Consider the following 24869-nt stretch of genomic DNA (forward strand, 5'->3'; position numbering starts at 1 on the left):
CATTTTAGAAACCTGTCTGAAAAGACAGGTTTTTTTTCGTCTGCAGAAAAGAGGATGAGGACCTCCGAAGGAGGTTTAGGTGGGTACAGCTAAATAAGTTTGCTGTAAATCCGAGCCTGCGAAGGGAACATGGTCAGATCGGAAAGTCGCTTAAGCCATCCATGGCCGCTCGGCCCACGCCGTCCCTGGCGTGGGACGCTTTCCTCTTCTGACCATGCTCCCTGCGCGTTGAGCTTATGCGCTGTCGTCAGATGCATCCGGGTTTAGATCTGTCATTTGTCTGAAGCGTCCTTGTAAGTATCAGATGCGTCTGCCATACGTGAAGCGAAGGGAGCATACGCCTGTGGTCAGAGCATCGCGCCGCCCGGATAAAAACGCCGGGAGCGTTTTTGAACAACGCAAAGCGTTGGCCCGACTACGGGCGCACCTCAGGGATGAGGTGCGTAATCGCCCGCGCTGAGGATGGCGTCTTTTGCGTCTTTGCGAAAGGCGTATGCTCCCTGAAGCCCGCACAGCAGTGAGAGCGGGCTGCTTGTTAGCTAATCCTTTGATGCCAGCTCACCCTTGATTTCGCCAGTTTTCAGATAAAGTTGCTTAAACAGTAGCAGCTGCGTCGTGAATTGCCGACAAATAAGTCATTGTTATTGTTGAGTTCACAGAGAGATTGACCTTGTTGTCTCCATTCAGAGACAGAGAAAATGCCAGCTGTCGCTGGATACCGACATTTCCCGACAGGCCTGTTGAATGAAGCTTTGAGCTAATTCTTTAACCTGCTGATTTATAGTGATTTTAAAAATAATCATAAACCTGGCACGGCTTGTGCAATACTTCTGCTGTAGATGCTCATTCCACCTCTTATGTCTGCTGATGCTACATAAACCTGGGAATGATGCAGAGCCAATTTTAGGTACCTGTTGTCTGCCTGCCTGTATCGCGAAAGCCTTACAGGGTTAACAGACACCACGTTGAGTCAGGTACCTCCCGGTTGTCTTACCGACCTGATCTTACACCTGCCACTGGCAGGTGTTTTTTTTGCCTGCGAAAGCGTGCTGCAGATTGCGGGCACAAAAAAGCCGGGCAAGCCCGGCTTTTTCAGGTATGAAAAGAGGATCAGGCGTTGGGATTGTTCTTCAAGGTGAGCAACAACCCTTCACGACGCATCTTCGCCGCTTCTTCCGGGCGACGCAGACGATCATAAACATCCGCCAGCCATGCATAATCAAACGCGTCAGGACGCTGTGCCAGCGCCTGCTGCAGTGCCTCAGCAGCCTGCTGCCATTCACCATGACGCATCAGCAACTGCCCCAGCGTACTGTGCAGCAGCGGTGTTGCGCCGTGTTGTTTGATTTGCTGGCGCAATACTTTCTCCAGCGCTTCCGGATTACCGCTTTTGATGCGAGGCATCAGCAGTACCAGACGATCGTCATAATGACGCTTGAGGCCCTCCAGCACGATCGATTGCGCGGTGTCGTGATCGTTGCATTCAATCAGATGATCCGCCATGGCCACCTGAAGCGTCGTTTCCTGACGGGTTTTGCGGCTCAGATCGTTCCACCAGCGCTTCAGCCCATCGCTGCCCTGGTCGGCCATCGCCTGATTCATCAGACCCAGCCAGGCCTGCTGCTGTAATGCATCACGATGCAGCTCATCGCCGACCTGCGCCTTCTGCATGGCGGGCAGAATATCCAGCAATGCACTCCAGGCACCAGTACGGACATACGCCTGTTCGGCCAGGCGCAGCACTTCAGGATGACGCGGTGCCACTTCCAGCAGACGGTCAATGCTATGACGCGCAGCATGATCTTCGTTACGTGCCAGCTGAATACGTGCGCGGGCAATTTCTACCGGAATGGTGTTGCTCTCCGACAGTTCTGCAGCACGTTCAAGATGCTGATTGGCACGGATTTCATCACCACGCTGTTGCGCAGCTTCTGCTGCCAGCAGGTAGTTCGCCACTGGCACATCAGCGTGATCGGCATCTTTAGAAAGCAGTTTTTCCACCTGACGGTGATCGCCTTCTGCCAGCTTCATCAGTGCCGACTGAGTATGACGCTGGGCGCGACGGCGTTTACGTCCGGTAAACCAGCCACGGGTACGCGCGCCGGTGTGCAGCACGCGGCGCAGCAGCCATTCCACGGCCAGAATCACCAGCAGGCTGAGGATGAGGATAATGACCAGGCCGGTGACGCTGGTTTCGATGTTCCAGTTATCGGTCTGAATCAGCACGTAACCCTGATGACCGGCAATCATCGGTCCCAGCACCACGCCAGCAATCAGCAGGATAAAGAGGATAAATACCTTAAGCATGCTTAGCCTCCCTGCTGATTAGCAGCGGCAGAAGGTTGCGCTAACAGGTTCCGGACGCGGGTCTGCATCAGCTGTTCCAGCAACGGCTGACTTTCCAGGTTATCCGGCAGGTCCATATTGATGTTCTGCTGGCTCAGCTCATCCAGCTGGGCAAGGAAGGCTTTGGTAGCGGCATCATTGGTGTCGTACCAGGCGCGAACCCACGCGGACACGGTGTCGATAGATTGTTTATAAATCTCATCCTGATGACGCGGTACCGCCTGAGCAGCAATCAGCAGACGCGAGCGGATATTCTCACGCAGGTAAACATCCTGATTAGGTGCCAGCAGCGGCTGGGCGGTGTTATCGCGGCGGCGGATGGTAATAAAATCATCCATAAAGTTATGCCAGCTTTTCACCAGATTCTGACGCCATTCGCGCACGGAACCTGACAGTTCACCGCCATCGCTGTCCATCGGCGCATCATCGCTGTCATTATCGGCCAGACGCAGATTATCAACGTTGTTCGACAGCTGGTTCAGTTTGAGGATCACGCCGTCATAATCGACCTGCGTAACCGAAGAGAGGTTACTGATATCCTGGGTCAGCGCACGACGCACATTCATGACGCTGGGATCGTTCATGTCGGCCAGGCTGGCATCGGCGCTTTTCAGCAGTGCAGCGGCGGTGGTGACATCCTGGTCGCTCCAGAGTTTGCGGCCAGCCAGTTTCACCAGATAGTCCGCCTGTGCCAGCAACCAGCTGCGCACGTCGTTGCCAGAAATCACGGCCACTTTTTCACGCAGGGTTTCCAGCTCTTTTGCTGACGCGTTCTGCTGTGTCTGTGCTGTCTGCAACGCGGTTTCAGCGCCGCTCAGTTGCTGAGTCAGCTGCTGTTTGTCGCTGCTGGCCTGCTGTTGCAACGCGCTTAATTGTTCGCTCAGCTTCTGATTGGTTTGTGCCTGTAAATCAGCCTGATGTTTCCCGTTAAGGTATAAACCCGCACCAATCGCCAGCGCAATGACAATCGCAACTGCACCCAACACCATGCCACCATTTTTCGCATTACGCGGTGGTGTGCTGTTGCTGGAAGGAGAGCGGTCGACCGCTGGGGTGGTTTCTTCAACCATGGCGGAGGAGTCTTTTTGTTCCGTCATATGTGGCACATCCCATTGTTAAAGTTCAGCGTAACGCGCGCAGCAGCGCATCGTTATCGGCACCATCGGCTACCTGAATATCCTGCCAACCCAATCCTGCGGCCAGGGTAGCCAAACGTTCACTGACGACAACCAGTCGGCAGTTGAGCAGCCATTCCTCGCGATCAACTGCGGGGAACAGCGAAAAAAGCTGTTGTAACATTTCACCGCTGGTCACCACCAGCACGGAGACACCGCGATCGCGCCAGCGGCGTCCTTCAACGGGTCCATCATAATACTTCTGGCAGCGCTGATAACAGGCTGCAAACGACACCTCAGCACCTCGCCGGGTTAACGTCTGTGCCAGCAACTCGCGTCCGGGATCGCCACGCAGGATCAGCGCACGTTTACCCGCAAGCTGCTGAAGGGTATTCAGCCGGATCAATTCTTCACTGGTTTCATGCGCATGAGGCCAGGTCACCTGCTGTCCGCTGGCGGTATGAAACGCCAGTGCGGTGCTGCGACCAATTGCATAATAGTCCAGCTCAGCGGGCCATGCTGTGACGGTGTGTTGTGCGTAATGTATAACCTGCTGAGAAAGGATAAAAACCAGGTCGCCAGGGCGAAGTGCGGCGAGCTTTTGTGGCAGAGAGGTGAGATCAGCGCCCGGCGCAAATTCGATCAGCGGCAGGCTCCACGCCTGTTTGCCAAGGGCATGCAGGCGTGACACCAGCTCTGCCGCTGCGGGTTCCGGGCGCGTCACCAGAATGGTCATGCCGGCGGCTGCCCCTGGTAAACTTCTTTCAGGATTTCACGCGCGCCGCCATTCAGCAGTTCATCGGCCAGTGAAATACCCATCTGTTCAGCCTGAGCGCGGGGACCACGGCGTTCGCCGCTGACCATGACCCGGCCATCCGGTGCGCCGACCATGCCGCGCAGCCAGAGGTCATCGCCTTCCAGCACCGCGAAACTGCCGATTGGCACCTGGCAGCCACCCTCTAAACGGGTATTCATGGCGCGCTCCGCTCTGACACAGACTTCGGTATCATCGTGATTCAGCGCCTGCAACAGGCCAATTAAGGTGGTGTCGTCCAGACGGCATTCAATGCCGACCGCACCCTGACCCACGGCGGGCAGGGAAACTTCGGCAGGCATCGCCTGACGAATGCGATCTTCCAGTCCCAGGCGTTTCAGCCCGGCGACAGCAAGAATAATCGCGTCATACTCTCCGGCATCAAGCTTGCCGAGGCGGGTGCCGACATTGCCCCGCAGCGAGCGGATCACCAGATCCGGACGGCGCGCACTAATCTGGCACTGACGGCGCAGGCTGGACGTGCCGACAATGGCACCCTGTGGCAGCGCGTCGATAGAGTCATAATGATGAGAAACGAACGCATCGCGCGGATCGTCGCGCTCGCAGATGGTTACCAGGCCCAGACCTTCCGGGAAATTGACCGGCACATCCTTCATCGAGTGCACCGCCATATCGGCACGGCCATCCTGCATCGCCAGCTCAAGCTCTTTGACAAACAGCCCTTTGCCACCCACTTTTGCCAGCGGCGTATCAAGGATGATGTCACCTTTCGTGACCATAGGCACCAGCTCAACGCGCAGTCCCGGATGGGCACTCATGAGTCGTTGCTGTACATAATGTGCCTGCCATAATGCGAGCGGGCTTTGTCTTGTAGCAATTCTGAAAATTTTGTCTAACATGCTGTTAACCATTTTTATCGTTCACTGAATATCCTATCATCTCTGGGTGAAGACTGTCAGTTTCAACGGATTGAAAACGGCCTGCGTGCGGTTTCAGGCCGGTTTATTAAGCCATAACGTGGGAACCAGAGCTGAAAAGGCGGGAAGCTGGTAAGAACGTGCTAAACTGTCAGGTAGCGCAACTTTCTTTACGGTCAATCTGCAGGGTGTTAGATTGATCACGTTTCCAGCAATTATCTGCCCACTTTTTTACTTTATAAGCGGCAGAGTGTGGAAACAGGGTGCTTAAACACTGGGACAATCAGGCGAAACGTCTTGTACCTCTACATTGAGACACTGAAACAGAGACTGGATGCAATCAACCAGCTGCGCGTTGATCGTGCGCTGGCTGCTATGGGACCCGCTTTTCAGCGCGTCTACAGTCTGCTGCCAACCTTATTACATTATCAACATCCGCAGATGCCGGGTTACCTTGAAGGTAGCGTTCCACATGGCATCAGCTTCTTCACGCCTGATGAAAATCAGCGTCAGCTGCTGGCCGATCTCACCGGCGACAGCGATCTGCGTCATGCCGATGCGCCGAAAGGCGAAATGCCGATTACGGCGATCTATTCTATGGGCAGCACCTCATCTGTCGGCCAGAACAGCGTCTCGGATCTCGATATCTGGGTCTGCCATCAATCCTGGCTTGATAATGAAGAGCGTCTGAATCTGCAGCGCAAATGTACGCTGCTGCAGAAGTGGTGCGTTTCAATGGGCGTAGAGGTGAGTTTCTTTCTGATTGATGAGAACCGCTTCCGCCACAACGAAAGCGGCAGTCTGGGCGGTGAAGATTGCGGTTCAACACAACACATTTTACTGCTGGATGAGTTCTACCGTACGGCAGTTCGTATGGCGGGTAAACGCATCCTGTGGAATATGGTGCCGGGCGAAGAAGAGCACAATTACGACGACTACGTAATGTCGCTCTACGCCAAAGGCGTGCTGACCCCTAATGAGTGGCTCGATCTTGGCGGCCTCGGCACGCTGTCGGCGGAAGAGTATTTCGGCGCCAGCCTGTGGCAGCTCTATAAAAGCATCGACTCCCCGTATAAAGCCGTACTGAAAACGCTGCTGCTGGAAGCCTACAGCTGGGAATACCCCAATACGCAACTGCTGGCGATGGATATTAAACAGCGCCTGCATGACGGTGAAATCATCTGCTTCGGGCTTGATCCTTACTGCATGATGCTGGAGCGCGTTACGCACTATCTGACCAGCGTTGACGATCAGCCGCGTCTTGACCTGGTGCGTCGCTGCTTCTACCTCAAAGTGTGTGAAAAGCTCAGCACCGAAGATCATCAGCACCGCACCGGCTGGCGTCGCGAAATTTTATCGCAGCTGGTCAAAGAGTGGGGCTGGAACGAAGAGAAGATTGCCATTCTGGACAACCGCGCTGAGTGGAAAATCGAGCGGGTGCGCGAAGCCCATAATGAATTGCTGGATGCGATGATGCAGAGTTATCGCAATCTGATCCGCTTTGCCCGTCGCAATAACTTAAGCGTCAGCGCCAGCCCGCAGGATATCGGTGTGTTGACCCGTAAACTGTATGCTGCGTTTGAAGCGCTGCCGGGCAAAGTGACGCTGGTGAATCCGCAGATTTCGCCCGATCTCTCCGAACCCAATCTGACCTTTATTCATGTGCCGCCTGGCCGCGCCAACCGTTCCGGCTGGTATCTCTATAACCAGGCGCCGGACATGGATTCGATTATCAGCCATCAGCCGCTGGAATATAACCGTTACCTGAACAAGCTGGTGGCGTGGGCGTGGTTCAATGGACTGCTGACCCGTAAAACCCGGCTGCATATTAAAGGCAATGAGGTTTGCGATCTGGCGCGTCTGCAGGAGCTGGTTAACGATGTTTCCAGCCACTTCCCGCTGCGTCTGCCCTCGCCGACGCCAAAAGCGCTCTACAGTCCATGTGAAATCCGGCACCTTGCGATTATTGTTAACCTTGAACACGATCCGACAGCGGCCTTCCGCAATCAGGTGGTGCACTTCGACTTCCGTAAGCTGGATGTCTTTAGTTTTGGTCAGCAGCAGCAGTGCCTGATTGGCAGCATCGATCTGCTCTATCGCAACTCCTGGAATGAGGTGCGTACGCTGCACTTCAGCGGCGAACAGGCGATGATCGAAGGGCTGAAAACCATTCTCGGCAAGATGCATCAGGATGCTGCACCGCCCGATACGGTGGAAGTGTTCTGCTACAGCCAGCATCTGCGCGGTCTGATTCGGACGCGGGTACAGCAACTGGTCTCCGAATGCATTGAGCTGCGCCTCTCCAGCACACGTCAGGAGCCGGGTCGCTTTAAAGCGCTGCGTATGGCGGGTGAGACATGGGGCCTGTTCTTTGAACGCATGAGCGTTTCGGTGCAGAAGCTGGAAAACGCGGTTGAGTTTTATGGCGCGATCTCCAACAACAAGCTGCACGGACTGTCGATCAAAGTCGAAACGAATCAGACGCCGCTGCCACCCGTGGTCAACGGTTATGCCAGCGAAGGCATTATTCAGTTCTTCTTTGAAAACACCACCGATGAGCGCGGCTTCAATATCTACATCCTCGATGAGACCAATCGGGTTGAGGTCTATCATCACTGTGAAGGCAGTAAAGAGGAGCTGGTGCGCGATGTCAGCCGGTTCTACTCCTCATCGCACGATCGCTTTACCTATGGTTCGAGCTTTATCAACTTCAACCTGCCGCAGTTCTACCAGATTGTGAACACCGGTGAGCGATTCCAGGTGATTCCGTTCCGTAGCCAGACGCTAACGCAGCTGTGTACCTCGCAGCCTGACAACGACAACAGCGACTATCAGCCACGCTATCAGGTGCACTGATGCTGACGGGCTGCCTGCGCTCTGCAGGTGGCCGCTATCTTCCCGGCTTGTCACCCGCTTCACGCTATTTGCGGGCATTTCCTGTTGCTTTTCCACCTTCAACTGCGATGATAAGCATCCAGGTAAAGGACATGAAGAGCATAAAGAATGAAGAAAGTAATAAGCCTGTTGGCCATGACACTGGCAGTAATCAGCCTTGCAGGTTGTGGTCTGAAAGGACCGCTCTACTTCCCGCCGAAGGATCAGCCGAAGAAACAACAAGCCCCAACCGACCGCCAGAAAGCGGATGCCTCTAAAGCCGATGTCGGCGGGCTGGTTACCGGCAATTCAGGCGTAAAAGCGAACTAATCTGATGGCTTATCCGGCGGAGCAAAAAATGCAGTTCTCCAAAATGCACGGTCTCGGCAACGATTTTATGGTTGTGGATGCGGTGACACAAAACGTCTTCTTTTCGCCGGAATTGATCCGCCGGCTGGCCGATCGTCATCTGGGGATCGGTTTTGATCAACTGCTGATTGTTGAACCGCCTTACGATCCCGATCTTGATTTCCACTATCGCATTTTCAACGCCGACGGCAGTGAAGTCGCACAGTGTGGCAACGGTGCGCGCTGCTTTGCCCGCTTTGTTCAGCTGAAAGGGCTGACCAACAAAAGTGACATCCGGGTCAGTACGCAGAATGGCCGCATGGTGTTGACCGTCACGCCTGACGACCAGGTGCGCGTGAACATGGGCGAGCCAAACTTTGAGCCTCAGCAGGTGCCGTTCCGTGCCAACAAAGCCGAAAATCTCTATCTGCTGCGCGTGGCCGAACAGACGGTGATGCTGGGTGCGGTGTCGATGGGCAACCCGCACTGCGTTATCCAGGTCGAAAGTGTCAAAACCGCGCAGGTTGAACTGCTGGGTCCGATTCTGGAGAGTCATGAACGCTTCCCGGATCGCGTCAATGTCGGTTTTATGGAGATCATCAATCCCGAACATATCCGCCTGCGCGTCTACGAACGCGGAGCGGGTGAAACGCAGGCGTGCGGCAGCGGCGCCTGTGCTGCCGTTGCATGTGGCATTCAGCAGGGCATTCTGGCACCCAAAGTCCGTGTCGACCTGCCTGGCGGAACGCTGCACATCACCTGGAAAGGCGCCGGTCAGCCGCTCTATATGACCGGGCCTGCGACACACGTCTACGATGGGTTTATTCATCTATGAAAAATATCGAAGAGCAGGCTGACAGTTCGGTTCTGCTGGACGATCAGGCCGTCAGTGATTATCTGCGGCAGAATCCCGATTTCTTTATCCGCAATGCCCGTGCAGTTGAACAGATGGCCGTGCCGCATCCGGTGCGTGGCAGCGTCTCTCTGGTCGAATGGCATATGGCGCGGCAACGCAACCATATTCAGCGGCTGGAAGAAGAGATCACGCTGCTGATGGAGCAGGCCAGCGCTAACCACGAACTGTTTGACCGTCTGCTGTCGCTGGAGAGCCATCTGGCCGCGGCTGACTCGCTGCAGGATATGCTCAACCGTCTGCATCGCTGGGCGCGTGAGCTGGGCCTGGCGGGTGCCAATGTGCGGCTGTTCAGTGATAAATGGCTGCTGGGCGCGCCCTCCGATTTCTTTCAGCTGAGCCTCTCGCGTCAGGCGTTTGAACCGCTGCGTATTCAGCGCTTCGGTAACCAGCATCACTATCTTGGCAACATTAACGGGCCGGAACTGCTGCTGCTGTTGCCGCAGGCCAAAGCGATCGGGTCGGTTGCCATGTCGCTGATGGGTGAGGAGGGCGATCTCGGCGTGCTGGTGTTCAGCAGTCGTGACAGCCAGCATTATCAATCGGGCATGGGGACACTGCTGTTGCAGCATCTGTCGCAGATGATGCCTGATCTGCTCTCCCGCTGGGTTGAACGCGCATGAGCAGCGCGCTGCAGGAGGCCGTCGACGGATTTCTGCGCTACCTGAAAGTGGAGCGCCAGCTCAGTCCGTTAACCCAGAGCAGCTATGCGCGCCAGCTTGCCGCGCTGGTGGCGATTGCTGATGAGATGAAGCTGAGCAGCTGGGCGCAGCTGGAACCGGCGCAGGTGCGCAGCATGGCGGCGCGCAGCCGTCGCGCCGGACTGGCCGCCAGCAGCCTCGCGTTGCGGCTCTCCGCCCTGCGCAGTTTTCTCGACTGGCAGGTGAGCCAGGGTTTGCTTTCTGCCAACCCGGCCAAAGGGGTGATGACGCCGCGTAAAGCACGCCATCTGCCTAAAAACATTGATGTTGATGAAGTAAATCAGCTGCTGGAGATCGACCTTAGCGATCCGCTGGCGGTGCGCGACCGGGCGATGCTGGAAGTGATGTATGGCGGCGGTTTGCGTCTCTCTGAACTGGTGAATATGGATTGTCGCCACGTCGATCTCGATTCAGGCGAAGTGTGGGTAGTCGGTAAGGGCAGCAAAGAGCGCCGGATACCGATTGGTCGCACGGCGGTCGCCTGGATCCAGCACTGGCTGCCGCTGCGTGAAACCTTTGGCGGCCAGGATGATGCGCTGTTTCTTTCGACGCGCGGCAACCGCATCTCGCCACGCAACGTGCAGAAACGCTTTGCCGAATGGGGCATCCGACAGGGCGTGGCCAGCCATATCCATCCGCATAAGCTACGACACTCATTTGCCACGCATCTGCTGGAATCCAGTGGTGACCTGCGCGCCGTGCAGGAGTTGCTGGGCCATGCAAACCTGTCGACGACCCAGATCTATACCCATCTCGACTTCCAGCATCTGGCTTCGGTGTATGACGCTGCGCATCCCCGCGCCAAACGAGGAAAGAACGAATGAAGTTTTATCGTCCGCTGTCGGCCATAAAAGCCATGACCTTCGACCTTGATGACACACTCTACGATAACTACCCGGTCATCCGTCGTACCACGCTGGAGTCCCATGCCGCGTTACAGGCTTTTCATCCGGCGCTGCGTGACTTCACGCCGCAGGATTATCAGCAGTTGCGCGATGAGCTGCTGCAGCGCGAACCTGATATCTATCATGATGTTTCGGAGTGGCGACGCCGTTCGGTTGAGCTGGCGATGCTGAATATCGGCCTCTCTGCCGCTGAAGCCTCCGCGGGTGCGGCAGAAGTGATGGCGGTCTTCCATCAGTGGCGGAGTCAGGTCGAGATGCCGGATGAGACGCACCAGACGCTGAAAGCCCTGGCGGAGAAAATCCCGCTGGTGGCGGTCACCAACGGCAACGCCTGCCCGGAAAAAATGGGCATTGCAGAATACTTCCGCTTCACGCTGCGGGCCGGGCCAGACGGGCGCGCCAAGCCATGGCAGGATATGTATCAGCTTGCCGCGCAACGCCTTGATATCGCGCCACACCATATTCTGCACGTGGGTGATGACCTGACCACCGACGTGGCGGGCTCACTGCGCTGCGGGCTGCAGGCCTGCTGGATTAACCTGCGGCAGGGTAACCTGATGCATATCCCGGATGCGCGCCTGTTGCCGCATGTCGAAATTTCGCGGTTGGCATCACTCACCTCACTGCTATAATGGCTGTAAATTTATCCAGTCGTCTCCTCTTTTCTGTTTTGCCGCCGTCCCTTATCCGGCGTCTGTGGCGCCGCCTGACTGGCAGCGATAATGCCTTACGGCAGGCGGAATAATCAGTGTGACGACGGCGTTTTTTTCTTTGGTAATCGGTGCTTATGGACGTTTCTGAACTGCTCGATGGTTTGAATGACAATCAGCGCGCTGCCGTTGCGGCACCGCGCAGTAACCTGCTGGTGCTGGCAGGCGCGGGCAGTGGTAAAACGCGGGTGCTGGTGCATCGCATTGCCTGGCTGATGTCGGTGGAGAACTGCTCGCCCTATTCGATTATGGCGGTGACCTTTACCAACAAAGCGGCAGCGGAGATGCGTCACCGTATCGAGCATCTGATCGGCACCAGTCAGGGCGGAATGTGGATCGGAACCTTCCACGGTCTGGCGCACCGCTTACTGCGCGCCCACCATCTTGACGCCGGTCTGCCACAGGATTTTCAGATCCTCGACAGCGAAGATCAGTTACGTCTGCTCAAGCGTTTGATCAAATCAATGAACCTTGATGACAAACAGTGGCCTGCGCGTCAGGGCATGTGGTACATCAATGGCAAAAAAGATGAAGGCCTGCGACCAAAGCATATCGAAAGCTACGGCAATCCGATTGAGCAGACATGGCTGCGCGTCTATCAGGCCTATCAGGAAGCCTGTGATCGCGCCGGTTTAGTCGACTTTGCCGAGCTGTTGCTGCGCGCCCATGAGTTATGGCTCAACAAGCCACACATTCTTAATCACTACCGCGAACGCTTTACCAACGTGCTGGTGGATGAGTTCCAGGATACCAACAACATTCAGTATGCCTGGATTCGGATGCTGGCGGGCGACAGTGGCCGGGTGATCATCGTGGGCGATGATGACCAGTCGATCTACGGCTGGCGCGGCGCACAGGTCGAGAATATTCAGCGCTTTCTGCAGGATTTCCCCGGCGCGGAAACGATCCGTCTGGAGCAGAACTACCGCTCAACCAATAACATCCTGAAAGCCGCCAACGCCCTGATCGCTAACAACAATGGTCGCCTGGGTAAAGAGCTGTGGACCGAAGGCAGCGATGGCGAACCGATCTCGATCTACTGCGCCTTTAATGAGCTGGATGAAGCACGCTTCGTGGTTAACCGCATCAAAGTCTGGATGGAGAACGGCGGCGCGCTTAACGACTGCGCCATTCTCTATCGCAGCAACGCCCAGTCGCGTGTGCTGGAAGAGGCGCTGCTGCAAAGCAGCATGCCGTACCGTATTTATGGCGGCATGCGCTTCTTCGAACGTCAGGAGATCAAAGATGCGCTCTCCTATCTGCGTCTGATGGCGAACCGCAATGACGACGCGGCATTTGAACGCGTGGTGAATACCCCGACGCGCGGCGTGGGCGATCGCACGCTCGACGTGGTGCGTCAGACGGCCCGTGAACGTCAGATGACGCTGTGGCAGGCAACGCGTGAACTGCTGCAAAGCCGTGCGCTGGCTGGCCGGGCCGCGTCTGCGCTGCAACGCTTCTGTGAACTGGTTGATTCGCTGGCAACCGAAACCGCCGAGTTACCGCTGCATGTTCAGACCGACCGGGTCATCAAAGACTCTGGCCTGTGGCTGATGTATGAGCAGGAAAAAGGTGAGAAGGGTCAGGCGCGTATCGAAAACCTTGAGGAGCTGGTGACCGCTACGCGGCAGTTCAGCTATCAGGATGAAGATGAAGATCTGATGCCGTTGCAGGCCTTTTTATCCCACGCCGCGCTGGAAGCGGGCGAAGGCCAGGCAGACAAATGGCAGGATGCAGTTCAGCTGATGACGCTCCACTCGGCAAAAGGGCTGGAGTTCAGCCAGGTGTTTATCGTCGGCATGGAAGAGGGCATGTTCCCGAGCCAGATGTCACTGGATGAAGGTGGCCGGCTGGAGGAGGAGCGTCGTCTGGCTTATGTCGGCGTGACCCGTGCGATGCTGAAACTGACGCTGACCTACGCCGAAACCCGCCGACTCTATGGTAAGGAAGTGTATCACCGCCCGTCCCGTTTTATCGGCGAACTGCCCGAAGCGTGCATAGAAGAAGTGCGTCTGCGCGCCAGCGTCAGCCGTCCGGTAAACCATCAGCGGATGGGTGCCCCGGTGACCAAAAATGACAGTGGATTCGCGCTGGGTCAGCGTGTTCATCACGCAAAATTTGGCGAAGGCACCATCATTAATCTGGAAGGCAGCGGCGAGCATAGCCGTCTTCAGGTGGCGTTTCAGGGGCAGGGAATCAAGTGGCTGGTGGCGGCTTACGCGAAGCTTGAAACGCTTTAGCGTGCGGTTGACGGCTTTTTCGTCTCAGCGTAACATGCGCCCACTATTATCATGAGAGGACAATGCCTTGGACACGCCCAGTCGATGCTGGCTCAATGACCTGGATTCCAGGAATAACATCTAAGGCTACCTCTTTACGCGGGTAGCCTTAGCGGTTATCAGCGACCTCCCTTTTTGATTCCGTCGCGAGTCAGCACTGATTTATCTCTGAAACTCTGTTTCCGTGTTCAGGCTGCCCGTTCCATGTTGAGGAACGGCGGACTGCCTTGTCCCATTTAGTCTGCAATGGGGAGTATTGCTATGCTGAGCGCATTTAAACTGGATCACAGCCGCCTGACGCGACTGGAGCTGGAAGACGAAAACGACAAACTGACGACCTCTGTCTGGGTCGATCTGATCGAGCCGGAAGAGGGCGAACGTGATCGCGTGCAATCTGAGCTGGGCCAGAGTCTGGCAACACGGCCTGAGCTGGAAGATATCGAGGCCTCGGCACGCTTCTTCGAAGATGAAGATGGTCTGCATATCCACTCCTTCTTCTTCTATGAAGACGCTGACGATCACGCCGGTAACTCCACCGTGGCGTTTACCATCCGTGAAGGCCGTCTCTACACGCTGCGCGAACGTGAGCTGCCTGCGTTCCGTCTCTATCGCATGCGCGCCCGTAATCAGACCCTGATCGACGGCAATGCCTTTGAGCTGCTGCTCGACCTGTTTGAAACCAAAATCGAGCAGCTGGCGGACGAAATCGAGAACATCTACAGCGCACTGGAGAAACTCAGCCGGGTGATCATGGAAGGTCAGCAGGGCGAAGAGTACGATCAGGCGCTGTCGCGACTAGCGGAACTGGAAGATATCGGCTGGAAGGTGCGTCTCTGTCTGATGGATACCCAGCGCGCCCTGAACTTCCTGGTACGCAAAGCACGTTTGCCGGGCAATCAGCTGGAGCAGGCGCGTGAAATTCTGCGCGATATCGAATCGCTGCTGCCGCATAACGAATCACTGTTTCAGAAGGTCAACTTCCTGATGCAGGCGGCGATGGGTTTCATCAACATCGAGCAGAACCGCATCATCAAGATCTTCTCGGTGGTCTCCGTGGTGTTTCTGCCGCCGACGCTGGTGGCCTCCAGCTACGGGATGAACTTTGAGTTTATGCCGGAACTGAAGTGGAGCTTTGGTTATCCGGCCGCGATCGGCCTGATGATTCTGGCCGGACTGGCGCCTTATCTCTATTTCAAGCGTAAAAACTGGCTTTAAAATAAGAACGGGCCATCGGAGATGGCCCGTTCTGCTGGCTCCTGTCCCCATTTCTGCGTAATCTTACCCTCCTGTTTTTACAAATTATTAACTTCTTATGGACGCTTTTTCGTTGCGCGCGCAGTGGACGCTGCTGCTGCTGATCTCGGTATTGCTGGGCGCGGTGCTGCACTATTTTCATGTGCCCGCTGCGCTGTTACTGGGACCGATGATTGTGGGTGTAGTGATGGGGCTGTCGGGTGCCACGCTGCGAATTGATAAGCGGCTGTTCCTGCTCGCTCAGGCCGTACTGGGCTGCATGATTGCGCAGAGTCTGTCGCCTTCGATTCTGGCCCCGCTGATTCAGGACTGGCCGATCGTGCTGGCGGTGCTGCTGCTGACGCTGGCGGCCAGCGGCCTGTCAGGTTTTCTGCTGGTGCGCTTCAGTCATCTGCCTGGCCCGACCGGCGCATGGGGATCGTCGCCGGGCGGTGCAACGGCCATGGTGGCGATGGCGGGTGACTTTGGCGCTGACGTACGGCTGGTCGCATTCATGCAGTATCTGCGGGTGCTGTTTGTCGCCTCGGCGGCCGCGCTGGTGGCGCGCATCGGACTGGGCGATGAGGCGCACAGCGTCTCGCTGCTCTGGTTTCCACCGCTGAATCAGGGCTTTGTTATCACCCTGGTGGTGATGCTGACGGGCGCGTGGCTGGGCACCCGACTGCGTATTCCTTCTGGCGCGCTACTGCTGCCTGCGCTGGCGGGTGCGGCACTGCACAGTAGCGACATCGCGGTGTTACAGGTGCCGGAATGGCTGCTGGCCGTGGCCTATGCAGTGATTGGCTGGAGCGTGGGATTACGTTTCACCCGCCCGATTTTTCTGCTGGCCCTGCGCACGCTGCCGCAGATGCTGGCCTCGATCTTTGGGCTGATGCTGTTGTGTGGCGGGCTGGCGTGGATGCTGACGCGAATGCTGGATATCGATCTGATGACGGCCTATCTCGCCACCAGTCCAGGCGGGCTGGACACGGTGGCGATCATTGCGGCAGGAACCCAGGTCAACATGGCGTTTGTGATGGCGTTGCAGACGTTGCGTCTGTTTACCATCCTGCTGACCGGCCCGGCTTTAGCGCGCTTTATTTCACGCTATGCGCGAACGGGAACGGAATGAAAACGCCACCGCATCGCAGACAAATACCAGCAGCGCCAGCCAGATGAAGCCAAAGGTCACCATCTTGTCTGGCGTGATGGTCTCACCGTAAAACGCGACCGCCAGCACAAACATCAGCGTCGGGCCGAGATACTGAAAGAAGCCTACGGTGGAAAGTCGCAGACGACTGCAGGCTGCCGCAAACAGCATCAGCGGAATGGTGGTCACAATGCCCGCCGCTATCAGCTTCAGGTTGAGACTCAGTGGGTTGGCGGATAAGTGGCTGGTGGCGCTGTCGGCAAAGCCAAACAGGTAAATCGCCGCCAGCGGAAACAGCCACAGAGTTTCAATCAGCATGCCGCTCTGCGCATCGACCTGAATCTTTTTACGCACCAGGCCATACAGGGCAAAACTCAGCGCCAGGCCCAGCGCGATGATCGGTAACGAGCCAAACTGCCACAGCTGCACCAGCACACCGACAGTGGCCAGCAGCACGGCGAGCCACTGCAAGCGGCGAAACCGTTCGCGCAAAAACAGCATGCCGAACACCACGTTGATCAGCGGGTTAATAAAGTAGCCCAGGCTGGCTTCCAGCATATGCTGATTGTTGACTGCCCAGATAAACAGCAGCCAGTTGCCGCCGATAGTCACGGCCGTCAGCGCCAGCAGCAGCACTTTTTTAGGCTGGCGCAACACGCTGCGAACGCCGGGCCAGCTGCGGCTCAGGGTAATCAGTAACAGCATAAACAGTGCAGACCAGATCACCCGGTGCGTCATGATTTCCGTGGCGGGAACCTGCTTTACCAGTTTGAAATAAGCGGGCGCAATGCCCCAGATAAAGTAAGCGCCCAGTGCAAAGCCAACGCCCTGGCGGGTTTGTTGCGTATCCATATGCGTTCCATTCAATGGCGTGGTTAGCCGATAAGATAGGTGGCGGTAGCCGTGGCGATATAATCGCCCTGTTGATTGTGCAGTTCCACGCGCGCCACGGCGACTTTGTTACCGGCGCGCAGCAGGCTGCTGGTGGCGGTGAAGCGTTCGCCGCGTCCGGGACGCAGATAGTCGACGCGCATATCAATGGTACCCATGCGTGACAGACGCTGGCGCAGATCCGCTTCGCTGATGCTTTCCTGACGGGTTAACGCATTACTGACGCAGACCATGCCCGCCGCCACATCCAGTACCGACGCGATAACGCCGCCGTGCAGAATCTGCTGCGCCTGGTTGCCCACCAGCATGGTTTTGTTATTGAAGCTGATCTCTGCGTAGTCTGCGTCAAGGCGCATCAGTTCCAGGCCCAGCGCCTGATTAAACGGCATGTGATAAACGAAAATTTCGCCGACCAGCTGGCGAGCGTCCTGCTGTGTCAGCACGGGTGATGACATGATGATGTGTCCTGAAAAAATCGGGCCAGAGGGGCGCGGAATATGAATGAGTTGTGTATTCTATGCCGCCTGCGAGGGTGTTTCCAGTTTAAGAAATCAGCACTCATGCTCACTGCCATTTGCGTGTAGAATGGCCTGCTTTTTACGACACCCTTTCAGTTACTTTGATACGCAGCTGCTCACCGGAGAATTTTATGCGTAAGCATCGCGCCTTGCTGGCGGCAATGTTGATATTTCCTGCGCTGGCGCAGGCGGATGAAGCCCATATTAAAGAGGTTCATGACGCGCCACAGGTTCAGGGCAGCATTATTGCTAACCTGCTGGAGAAGCATGACAACCCGTTTGTTCTCTATCCTTACGAGAACAACTATCTGCTTTATACCTATACCAGCGACCTCAATAAAGAGGCGATCTCCTCCTATAACTGGGGAGAGAATGCCCGCAAAGATGAAGTGAAATTCCAGCTCAGCCTGGCGTTTCCGCTGTGGCGCGGTATTCTGGGCGACAACTCGGTGCTGGCAGCCTCTTACACCCAGCGTTCCTGGTGGCAGCTGTCGAATAGCGCTGAGTCATCGCCATTCCGTGAGACCAACTATGAGCCGCAGATTTTCCTGGGCTGGGCGACCGACTATTCACTGGCGGGCTGGACACTGCGTGATGTCGAAGTGGGTCTGAATCACCAATCCAACGGACGAAGCGATCCCACCTCGCGCAGCTGGAACCGCGTCTATGCGCGTCTGATGGCAGAGAATGGTAACTTCCTGGCGGAAATCAAACCCTGGTATCGTATCCCTGAAGGGGCGAACAGCGATGATAATCCTGATATCACCAAATACATGGGTTACTACCGCACCCGTCTGGGCTATAAGCTCGGCGACAATATCTTCAGCGTAGAGGGCAACTATAACTGGAACAGCGGTTATGGCGGCGCGACCCTGGGCTGGAGCTACCCTATCACTGAGCACGTTCGCTTCTATACTCAGGTGTTTAGCGGTTACGGTGAATCACTGATCGATTACAACCATCGCCAGACGCGTCTGGGTGTGGGTGTAACACTTAACGACTTGTTCTAATCCATAACGTAAGACAGGAATCGCGTGGCAACCTCGGCAGTTCTTAATCAGGAAGCGCTGGCGCAGCAGGTATTGCAGGATACCTTCGGCTACCAGCATTTTCGTCCCGGTCAGCAGACGATCATCAATGAGGCGCTGAGCGGGCGCGATTGTCTGGTGGTGATGCCCACCGGCGGTGGTAAATCGCTCTGTTATCAGATCCCTGCGCTGGTGCGCGAGGGGCTGACGCTGGTGGTGTCGCCGCTGATCTCGCTGATGAAAGATCAGGTCGATCAGCTGCTGGCGAACGGCGTGGCGGCGGCGTATCTCAACTCCACCATGACGCGCGAGCAGCAGCAGACGGTGATGGCCGACTGCCGTACCGGTAGGGTTAAGCTGCTCTACATCGCCCCGGAACGCCTGATGATGGATAACTTCCTGGACAGTCTGGCGCACTGGCAACCGGCGATGCTGGCGGTGGATGAAGCGCACTGTATTTCCCAGTGGGGCCACGATTTCCGCCCGGAATATGGTGCACTCGGCAAGATGCGTCAGCGCTTCCCGGAATTACCGGTAATGGCGCTGACCGCGACCGCAGATGAAACCACCCGCAACGACATTGTTAACCTGCTGCATATGCAGGATCCGCTGATCCAGATCAGCAGCTTTGACCGCCCCAATATTCGCTACACGCTGGTGGAGAAATTTAAACCCACCGATCAGCTACTGCGTTACGTTCAGGATCAGCGCGGCAAGTGCGGCATTATCTACTGCAACAGCCGGGCGAAGGTGGAAGACACCGCCGCGCGACTGCAAAGCCGGGGGTTCAGCGTCGGGGCATACCACGCCGGTATCGACAGCGAGCAGCGTGGCCGGGTGCAGGAAGCGTTTCAGCGTGACGATCTGCAAATCGTGGTGGCGACGGTGGCCTTTGGCATGGGCATCAACAAGCCCAACGTCCGTTTTGTGGTCCACTTCGATATCCCGCGCAACATTGAGTCCTATTATCAGGAAACCGGGCGGGCCGGACGTGATGGTCTGCCTGCCGAAGCGATGATGCTTTACGACCCGGCCGATATGGCCTGGCTGCGTAAATGTCTGGAAGAGAAAGTGCCCGGGCCGCTGCAGGATATTGAGCGTCACAAACTCAACGCCATGGGCGCGTTTGCTGAAGCGCAGACCTGCCGCCGTCTGGTGCTGCTGAACTATTTTGGCGAGGGCCGCCAGCAGCCGTGCGATAACTGCGATATCTGTCTTGACCCACCTAAACGTTATGACGGCCTGGTTGAAGCGCAAAAAGCCCTCTCCGGCATCTACCGCGTGGGTCAGCGTTTTGGTATGGGCTATATCGTTGAGGTGCTGCGCGGGTCCAACAATCAGCGTATCCGTGAGCAGGGTCATGACAAACTGCCGGTCTATGGACTGGGCAAAGATCAGAGCCACGAACATTGGGTGAGCGTGTTACGTCAGCTAATCCATCTGGGGCTGGTGACGCAGAACATCGCTATGCATTCGGCTCTGCAGCTCACCGAAGCGGCGCGGCCGGTGCTGCGTGGTGAAGTGCCACTGATGCTGGCGGTGCCGCGTTTAATCACCGCAAAAACAAAAAGCAGCAGTCCGGCGAAGTTTCACGGTGGCAACTACGATCGCAAACTGTTCGCCAAGCTGCGTAAGCTGCGAAAAGCGATCGCCGATGAAGAGAATATTCCGCCTTACGTGGTGTTCAATGACGCCACACTGATAGAGATGGCAGAACAGATGCCGGTCAGCGCGTCCGAGATGCTCAGCGTCAACGGCGTGGGTCACCGCAAACTGGAGCGCTTTGGCAAACCTTTCCTGGTGATGATCAAAGAGCATCTTGATGATGAAGAGTAAAGGACACTGATTATGCTGATGTTATTCGCCACTGTGGCGCTGGTGCATCTGGTGGCGCTGATGAGCCCCGGCCCCGATTTCTTTTTCGTGTCACAGACTGCCGCCAGCCGCTCGCGCAAAGAGGCGATGATGGGTGTACTGGGCATTACGCTGGGCATTGTGGTCTGGGCGGGTGTGGCGCTGATGGGGCTGCATCTGATTCTGGAAAAAATGGCCTGGCTGCATCAGATCATCATGGTCGGCGGTGGACTTTATCTGTTGTGGATGGGCTGGCAGCTGATGTGCTCGGCACGTCAGCGTCATAAACAGCCGCAGCAGGATGAGCCGGTGGTTGCGTTGCCAAAACGCGGCATGAGCTTTCTCAAAGGCCTGCTGACGAACCTGTCGAATCCTAAAGCCATTATCTACTTCGGCAGCGTCTTCTCGCTATTTGTTGGCGACGATGTCGGTTCGGCGGAGCGCTGGGGTCTGTTCCTGCTGATTGTCGGTGAAACTTTTGCCTGGTTTACCCTGGTGGCGGCGATTTTTGCGCTGCCGTGGATCCGCGCTAAGTATCAGCGACTGGCGAAATGGGTCGATGGCATGGCCGGCGTACTGTTTGCCGGTTTTGGTATCCACCTGATTCTTTCGCGTTAAACAACGTTTCAGTCCTTATGCCGGCGTGCGCGTTGCGCCTCCGGCAGAAACCTCCCTTGCTGTCGCTTCCTCCAGAGAGTTCGCTTGTGTGACGGATGTCACATTCCAGGGCTCAGGGAGTTTTGCTGTTGCAACCGCAGATAAATCGTCACTCTTTATTAATCATTCATATCCATATCTCCATTAAAGTCGGGAAGCAGGCGCAACGTTTATGGAGAGGATGATGAGAGTGAAGTTCATATTACTGGTGTTGATGACGGCCTGTATCAGCGCCTGCGCCTCGCCTGATGCCGCCCGCAACCCTTTGCCAGCGCCGGGCCAGACCGATGAGGTCACCTCGATCCTGATGCAGACGCTGCCCGATGTCGATCAGACGCAGGGCGAAAGGATTAGCCGGATCTCTGCGACGTTTCTCGGGACACCCTATGAAGCGGATACGCTGATCGGTTCTCCCACGCGTCCGGAAGCGCTGGTGATCAATTTCAACGGTGTGGATTGTTACACGCTGCTTGATTACGTGCAGGCGCTGAGCCGCAGCCACGATCGTGCCAGCTTTGAGGCTAACCTGATTCGGACCCGCTACGCTGGCGGTGAGGTCAGCTACCGGAATCGTCGCCACTTTTTCTCCGACTGGTTTGCCGATAGCCCGCGCAATGCCGATGACGTGACCCGCACTCTTAGCCCGGATACGGTGACGGAGGTGAAGCACCTGAATCGTCAGGCCAGCGGAGCAGAACAGGTGCCAGGTCTGGGTGTGATTGCACGTCCTGTCACTTACATTCCGGCCCGGGCGATCACACCGCAGGTGCTGAACCAGATTCAGACCGGCGATTACGTGGGGGTTTACGCCACCAGTCAGAGCCTGGATGTTACGCATGTGGGGATTGCTGTCCGGCATGATGGCCGCTTGTGGTTCAGGAACGCCTCTTCGCTGGCCGTTAATCGAAAAGTTGTCGATGCGCCGTTCAGGGAATATATGCGCTCAAAGTCGGGCATCATTGTGTTGCGTGCGGTTCCACTGACAGCGCCGTAGCGGGGCCAGGGAAGAAGGGATAATCTTTCGCGCCGAATTCGGCGCGTCAGACGTTAAGCGATTTTTCTGGCGCTGGCCAGCAGCGCGCCTACTGCCATAAACAGCCCGCCAAAAATGCGGTTCATTAACTTCATCTGTTTTGGTCCCTTAATCCAGCCCGCAATCCGCGTTGCCAGCGTGGCGTAGCCAATCATCACGATGATATCGACCACAACGGTGGTGACGCCCAGCACCAGATACTGCATAAATAGCGGCTGATGCGGCTGAATAAATTGCGGGAACAGGGCGGCGAGGAAGACGATACTTTTCGGGTTGGTCAGGTTAACCAGCACGGCGCGTTTGAACAGGCGACGACGCGGCATCGCTCTGGCGACTGCATCCAGATCAATGCCACCCGCTGAGCGCCACTGCTGAATACCCAGCCAGACCAGATAGGCCGCACCGGCCCATTTCAGAATCTCAAACGCCAGCAGCGACTGAGAAAACAGCGCACCCAGACCGATGCCGACCAGCACGATATGCAGCGCCAGGCCGACCTGCAAACCGGAGATAGAGGCCACCGTGCCGCGATAGCCGTGGCTGATACCGGTACTCATGGTGTTGATTGCGCCGGAACCGGGCGACAGGCTGAGAATTGTAGTGGTAAGCAGATAGGTCAGCCACCATTCGATGGTCATGGGTCAGGCTCTCTTTAGTAGCGGAATTGTGACACAATACGCCAGAAATAAGCGCGGCGCTACGGCCTGCGCATGGCATTCAGGACTCTTTATCCGGTCATCAGGAGGGCGAATGAATCAACACAAAGCCAGCTGGCTGCGACGAGAAAAAGCCTTTGCTGCCTTTGCTACCGGGCCTCTGCTCGATTTCTGGCACAGCCGCGAAGAGCTTGAGTTTACCGGCGTGGGTAATCTGACGCTGCGCTACGTCCGCTTCACATCACCGCAACACAAGCGTGTGATCCTGATTGTGCCGGGACGCATCGAGAGTTACATAAAATATCCTGAGCTGGCGTACGATCTGTTTCACTGCGGATTTGATGTGGTGATCCTTGACCATCGCGGTCAGGGGCGTTCCGATCGCCTGCTGGAAGATTCACACCGCGGTCACGTGGCGGAATTTACCCATTATGTCGACGACCTTGAAACGCTCTATCTGAAAGAGATTATCAGCGGTCACTACCAGCAGCGCTATGCGCTGGCTCACTCCATGGGCGGCGCAATCTTAACGCTGTTTCTGGCGCGTCAGCCGCAGGCGTTTCATGCGGTCGCGCTGGTGGCGCCGATGTTTGGCATTGCTTTACCGTTGCCCTCTTTTCTGGCTCATCGGATCCTGGACTGGGCGGAGAAGCGTCCGGCCATGCGCGATGGCTATGCGCTCGGCACCGGCCGCTGGCGTGCGCATCCGTTTGGCATTAACCGGCTGACGCACAGCACCGAGCGTTACCGGCGAAACCTGCGCTTTTATGCGGACGATCCGGCGATTCGCGTTGGCGGGCCAACCTACCATTGGGTACGTGAAGGCATCCATGCAGGTCGCAACATCATCAGTCAGGTCGATAAGATCACCACGCCACTGCTACTGTTACAGGCCAGCGATGATCGGGTGGTCGACAATCGTTCGCAGGACCTTTTTTGTGCCGCGATGGCGGCGGCGGGTCATCCGTGTGAGGGCAATAAGCCACGGGTGATCGACGGTGCGCGTCATGAGATCCTGTTTGAAAAGGATGAGATGCGCGCCGAAGCACTCAATGCAGTGGTCGACTTCTTTTCCTCGCACCACTGACGTTATTTATCCGACCGGTTAAGGCCGGCAGAACCAGATACCCGAGGTTTTCATGTATCACATCGTTGCATCCGATCTGGATGGCACGCTGCTTTCTCCCGAACATCGTCTGACCCCTTTTGCGCGTGAAACGCTGCAGCAGCTGGTCGCGAAAGATATTCACTTTATATTCGCCACCGGCCGTCATCATATCGATGTCGGACAGATGCGCGACAGCCTGGCGATTCCGGCCTATATGATCACCTCAAACGGCGCGCGCGTGCACAACGCCGGGGGCGAACTGGTGTTCAGTCATAATCTGGATGAGGATATCGCCAGCGATCTGTTTGGCCTGCAATATCATCACAGCGATATCCTGACCCACGTTTACCGCGACGATGAGTGGTTTGTCAGCCGCTCAAGCCCGGCTGAGCAGGACTATTTCCGCGAGTCGGTGTTCAACTATCAGGTCTATGAGCCGGGTCTGCTGCCAACCGATAATATCAGCAAGGTCTTTTTCACCTGCGAAAATCCCGAGCATCTGATCCCGATGGAACAGGCGATTGAAGCGCGCTGGGGCGATCGGGTTAACGTCAGTTTCTCACTGCCTACCTGTCTGGAAGTGATGGCGGGCGGCGTGTCGAAAGGGCATGCGCTGGAAGCGGTCGCGAAAACGCTGGGCCATTCACTGGAAAGCTGTATCGCCTTTGGCGACGGCATGAACGATGTGGAGATGCTGAGCATGGCGGGTAAGGGCTTTATCATGCAGAACGCCCATCAGCGGTTGAAAGATACGCTGCCGGAGCTGGATGTGATCGGTTCAAATGCCGATGATGCCGTGCCGCAGACGCTGCGCACGCTCTATCTTGCTTAAGCCGTCAGCGCAAAAAAAGGGCCGGA

At 56.4% G+C, this 24869-nt stretch carries 23 protein-coding genes; 16 read left to right on the forward strand and 7 right to left on the reverse strand.

Going from position 1 to position 24869, the window contains the following annotated elements; translation table 11 throughout:
- Positions 1-1110: 1110 nt before the first annotated feature.
- The 4 genes from hemY to hemC are packed head-to-tail and all read right to left on the reverse strand — an operon-like array spanning position 1111 to position 5135.
- Positions 1111-2307 carry a protoheme IX biogenesis protein HemY gene (gene hemY, locus NR201_RS20950; protein ID WP_010257339.1) on the reverse strand — a complete coding sequence of 399 codons (1197 nt, stop codon included), beginning with the start codon at positions 2305-2307 and terminating at the stop codon, positions 1111-1113.
- Positions 2308-2309: 2 nt separating this feature from the next.
- Complete coding sequence (gene hemX / locus NR201_RS20955; protein ID WP_010257336.1) at positions 2310-3443, reverse strand: uroporphyrinogen-III C-methyltransferase; 1134 nt, start codon at positions 3441-3443, stop codon at positions 2310-2312.
- 25 nt (positions 3444-3468) lie between these two features.
- Entirely contained in the window at positions 3469-4197 is a 729-nt protein-coding gene (hemD, locus tag NR201_RS20960; protein ID WP_256850131.1) for a uroporphyrinogen-III synthase, read from the reverse strand.
- On the reverse strand, positions 4194-5135 hold the full coding sequence (gene hemC, locus NR201_RS20965; protein ID WP_033780891.1) for a hydroxymethylbilane synthase: 942 nt from the start codon (positions 5133-5135) through the stop codon (positions 4194-4196). The genes hemD and hemC overlap by 4 nt, the downstream gene beginning before the upstream one ends.
- 315 nt (positions 5136-5450) lie before the next feature.
- On the opposite strand from hemC, the gene NR201_RS20970 reads away from it, so the two are divergent.
- The 10 genes from NR201_RS20970 (at position 5451) to NR201_RS21010 (ending at position 16248) form a co-directional block, all read left to right on the forward strand.
- The gene (locus NR201_RS20970) at positions 5451-8009 is read left to right on the forward strand and encodes a class I adenylate cyclase (RefSeq protein WP_010257330.1); all 2559 of its coding nucleotides are present in this window, start codon (positions 5451-5453) and stop codon (positions 8007-8009) included.
- A 147-nt stretch (positions 8010-8156) separates the two neighbouring features.
- Positions 8157-8357 (forward strand): lipoprotein, encoded by a 201-nt coding sequence (locus NR201_RS20975; protein ID WP_010257328.1) that lies wholly within the window; start codon positions 8157-8159, stop codon positions 8355-8357.
- 28 nt (positions 8358-8385) lie between these two features.
- Positions 8386-9210, forward strand: a complete 825-nt coding sequence (gene dapF, locus NR201_RS20980; protein ID WP_010257326.1) for a diaminopimelate epimerase — start codon at positions 8386-8388, stop codon at positions 9208-9210.
- Positions 9207-9911: a DUF484 domain-containing protein gene (locus tag NR201_RS20985; protein ID WP_010257324.1), complete on the forward strand. Its 705-nt coding sequence runs from the start codon at positions 9207-9209 to the stop codon at positions 9909-9911. Before dapF ends, NR201_RS20985 begins: the two co-directional genes overlap by 4 nt.
- Positions 9908-10813 carry a tyrosine recombinase XerC gene (gene xerC / locus NR201_RS20990; RefSeq protein WP_010671674.1) on the forward strand — a complete coding sequence of 302 codons (906 nt, stop codon included), beginning with the start codon at positions 9908-9910 and terminating at the stop codon, positions 10811-10813. The genes NR201_RS20985 and xerC overlap by 4 nt, the downstream gene beginning before the upstream one ends.
- A complete protein-coding gene (yigB, locus tag NR201_RS20995) occupies positions 10810-11526 on the forward strand; it encodes a 5-amino-6-(5-phospho-D-ribitylamino)uracil phosphatase YigB (RefSeq protein WP_033785783.1) in 717 nt (238 codons plus the stop codon). The genes xerC and yigB overlap by 4 nt, the downstream gene beginning before the upstream one ends.
- A gap of 155 nt (positions 11527-11681) precedes the next feature.
- The gene (gene uvrD / locus NR201_RS21000) at positions 11682-13844 is read left to right on the forward strand and encodes a DNA helicase II (RefSeq protein WP_256850132.1); all 2163 of its coding nucleotides are present in this window, start codon (positions 11682-11684) and stop codon (positions 13842-13844) included.
- Between the two features lie 67 nt (positions 13845-13911).
- On the forward strand, positions 13912-13968 hold the full coding sequence (gene ysgD, locus NR201_RS22775) for a YsgD/CorL family protein (protein ID WP_353748370.1): 57 nt from the start codon (positions 13912-13914) through the stop codon (positions 13966-13968).
- 176 nt (positions 13969-14144) lie between these two features.
- Positions 14145-15098: a magnesium/cobalt transporter CorA gene (gene corA / locus NR201_RS21005; RefSeq protein WP_003854370.1), complete on the forward strand. Its 954-nt coding sequence runs from the start codon at positions 14145-14147 to the stop codon at positions 15096-15098.
- A 97-nt stretch (positions 15099-15195) separates the two neighbouring features.
- Positions 15196-16248 (forward strand): AbrB family transcriptional regulator, encoded by a 1053-nt coding sequence (locus tag NR201_RS21010; RefSeq protein WP_256850133.1) that lies wholly within the window; start codon positions 15196-15198, stop codon positions 16246-16248.
- Here the strand turns inward: NR201_RS21010 and rarD are convergent.
- Both rarD and NR201_RS21020 read right to left on the reverse strand, forming a co-directional pair.
- Complete coding sequence (gene rarD / locus NR201_RS21015; RefSeq protein WP_010257306.1) at positions 16219-17118, reverse strand: EamA family transporter RarD; 900 nt, start codon at positions 17116-17118, stop codon at positions 16219-16221. The two genes, NR201_RS21010 and rarD, sit on opposite strands and share 30 nt — an antisense overlap.
- A gap of 23 nt (positions 17119-17141) precedes the next feature.
- Positions 17142-17612, reverse strand: coding sequence for a thioesterase family protein (locus NR201_RS21020; protein ID WP_010257304.1), 471 nt, complete (start codon positions 17610-17612; stop codon positions 17142-17144).
- Between the two features lie 194 nt (positions 17613-17806).
- Between NR201_RS21020 and pldA the strand changes: the two genes are divergently transcribed.
- The 4 genes from pldA (at position 17807) to NR201_RS21040 (ending at position 22208) form a co-directional block, all read left to right on the forward strand.
- Positions 17807-18685 (forward strand): phospholipase A, encoded by an 879-nt coding sequence (gene pldA / locus NR201_RS21025; protein WP_010257301.1) that lies wholly within the window; start codon positions 17807-17809, stop codon positions 18683-18685.
- Positions 18686-18709: 24 nt separating this feature from the next.
- Positions 18710-20539, forward strand: a complete 1830-nt coding sequence (recQ, locus tag NR201_RS21030; protein ID WP_064690474.1) for an ATP-dependent DNA helicase RecQ — start codon at positions 18710-18712, stop codon at positions 20537-20539.
- A 12-nt stretch (positions 20540-20551) separates the two neighbouring features.
- A complete protein-coding gene (rhtC, locus tag NR201_RS21035; RefSeq protein WP_010257296.1) occupies positions 20552-21175 on the forward strand; it encodes a threonine export protein RhtC in 624 nt (207 codons plus the stop codon).
- A 223-nt stretch (positions 21176-21398) separates the two neighbouring features.
- The gene (locus NR201_RS21040) at positions 21399-22208 is read left to right on the forward strand and encodes a DUF1460 domain-containing protein (protein ID WP_182505127.1); all 810 of its coding nucleotides are present in this window, start codon (positions 21399-21401) and stop codon (positions 22206-22208) included.
- A 53-nt stretch (positions 22209-22261) separates the two neighbouring features.
- Here the strand turns inward: NR201_RS21040 and rhtB are convergent, their stop codons facing one another.
- A complete protein-coding gene (gene rhtB / locus NR201_RS21045) occupies positions 22262-22885 on the reverse strand; it encodes a homoserine/homoserine lactone efflux protein (protein WP_010257290.1) in 624 nt (207 codons plus the stop codon).
- Positions 22886-22997: 112 nt separating this feature from the next.
- Here rhtB and pldB point away from each other — a divergent pair, with 112 nt between their 5' ends.
- Both pldB and yigL read left to right on the forward strand, forming a co-directional pair.
- Entirely contained in the window at positions 22998-23990 is a 993-nt protein-coding gene (pldB, locus tag NR201_RS21050; RefSeq protein ID WP_010257288.1) for a lysophospholipase L2, read from the forward strand.
- 52 nt (positions 23991-24042) lie between these two features.
- Complete coding sequence (gene yigL, locus NR201_RS21055; protein WP_256850134.1) at positions 24043-24843, forward strand: sugar/pyridoxal phosphate phosphatase YigL; 801 nt, start codon at positions 24043-24045, stop codon at positions 24841-24843.
- Positions 24844-24869: the final 26 nt, after the last annotated feature.

The organism is Pantoea sp. Fr-CA_6 (assembly GCF_024520895.1).
In the GTDB taxonomy this organism is placed as follows: domain Bacteria; phylum Pseudomonadota; class Gammaproteobacteria; order Enterobacterales; family Enterobacteriaceae; genus Pantoea; species Pantoea agglomerans.

What these genes read in the sequence shown, in the direction of transcription:
- pldA (WP_010257301.1), top strand. Translation starts at nt 17,807, where the DNA reads ATGCGTAAGCATCGCGCCTTGCTGGCGGCAATGTTGATATTTCCTGCG.
- NR201_RS20985 (WP_010257324.1), top strand. Translation starts at nt 9,207, where the DNA reads ATGAAAAATATCGAAGAGCAGGCTGACAGTTCGGTTCTGCTGGACGAT.
- uvrD (WP_256850132.1), top strand. Translation starts at nt 11,682, where the DNA reads ATGGACGTTTCTGAACTGCTCGATGGTTTGAATGACAATCAGCGCGCT.
- yigB (WP_033785783.1), top strand. Translation starts at nt 10,810, where the DNA reads ATGAAGTTTTATCGTCCGCTGTCGGCCATAAAAGCCATGACCTTCGAC.
- rhtB (WP_010257290.1), bottom strand. Translation starts at nt 22,885, where the DNA reads ATGACCATCGAATGGTGGCTGACCTATCTGCTTACCACTACAATTCTC.
- hemY (WP_010257339.1), bottom strand. Translation starts at nt 2,307, where the DNA reads ATGCTTAAGGTATTTATCCTCTTTATCCTGCTGATTGCTGGCGTGGTG.
- yigL (WP_256850134.1), top strand. Translation starts at nt 24,043, where the DNA reads ATGTATCACATCGTTGCATCCGATCTGGATGGCACGCTGCTTTCTCCC.
- NR201_RS20975 (WP_010257328.1), top strand. Translation starts at nt 8,157, where the DNA reads ATGAAGAAAGTAATAAGCCTGTTGGCCATGACACTGGCAGTAATCAGC.
- NR201_RS21040 (WP_182505127.1), top strand. Translation starts at nt 21,399, where the DNA reads ATGAGAGTGAAGTTCATATTACTGGTGTTGATGACGGCCTGTATCAGC.
- rhtC (WP_010257296.1), top strand. Translation starts at nt 20,552, where the DNA reads ATGCTGATGTTATTCGCCACTGTGGCGCTGGTGCATCTGGTGGCGCTG.
- pldB (WP_010257288.1), top strand. Translation starts at nt 22,998, where the DNA reads ATGAATCAACACAAAGCCAGCTGGCTGCGACGAGAAAAAGCCTTTGCT.
- xerC (WP_010671674.1), top strand. Translation starts at nt 9,908, where the DNA reads ATGAGCAGCGCGCTGCAGGAGGCCGTCGACGGATTTCTGCGCTACCTG.
- NR201_RS21020 (WP_010257304.1), bottom strand. Translation starts at nt 17,612, where the DNA reads ATGTCATCACCCGTGCTGACACAGCAGGACGCTCGCCAGCTGGTCGGC.
- hemC (WP_033780891.1), bottom strand. Translation starts at nt 5,135, where the DNA reads ATGTTAGACAAAATTTTCAGAATTGCTACAAGACAAAGCCCGCTCGCA.
- hemX (WP_010257336.1), bottom strand. Translation starts at nt 3,443, where the DNA reads ATGACGGAACAAAAAGACTCCTCCGCCATGGTTGAAGAAACCACCCCA.
- rarD (WP_010257306.1), bottom strand. Translation starts at nt 17,118, where the DNA reads ATGGATACGCAACAAACCCGCCAGGGCGTTGGCTTTGCACTGGGCGCT.
- hemD (WP_256850131.1), bottom strand. Translation starts at nt 4,197, where the DNA reads ATGACCATTCTGGTGACGCGCCCGGAACCCGCAGCGGCAGAGCTGGTG.
- NR201_RS21010 (WP_256850133.1), top strand. Translation starts at nt 15,196, where the DNA reads ATGGACGCTTTTTCGTTGCGCGCGCAGTGGACGCTGCTGCTGCTGATC.
- corA (WP_003854370.1), top strand. Translation starts at nt 14,145, where the DNA reads ATGCTGAGCGCATTTAAACTGGATCACAGCCGCCTGACGCGACTGGAG.
- dapF (WP_010257326.1), top strand. Translation starts at nt 8,386, where the DNA reads ATGCAGTTCTCCAAAATGCACGGTCTCGGCAACGATTTTATGGTTGTG.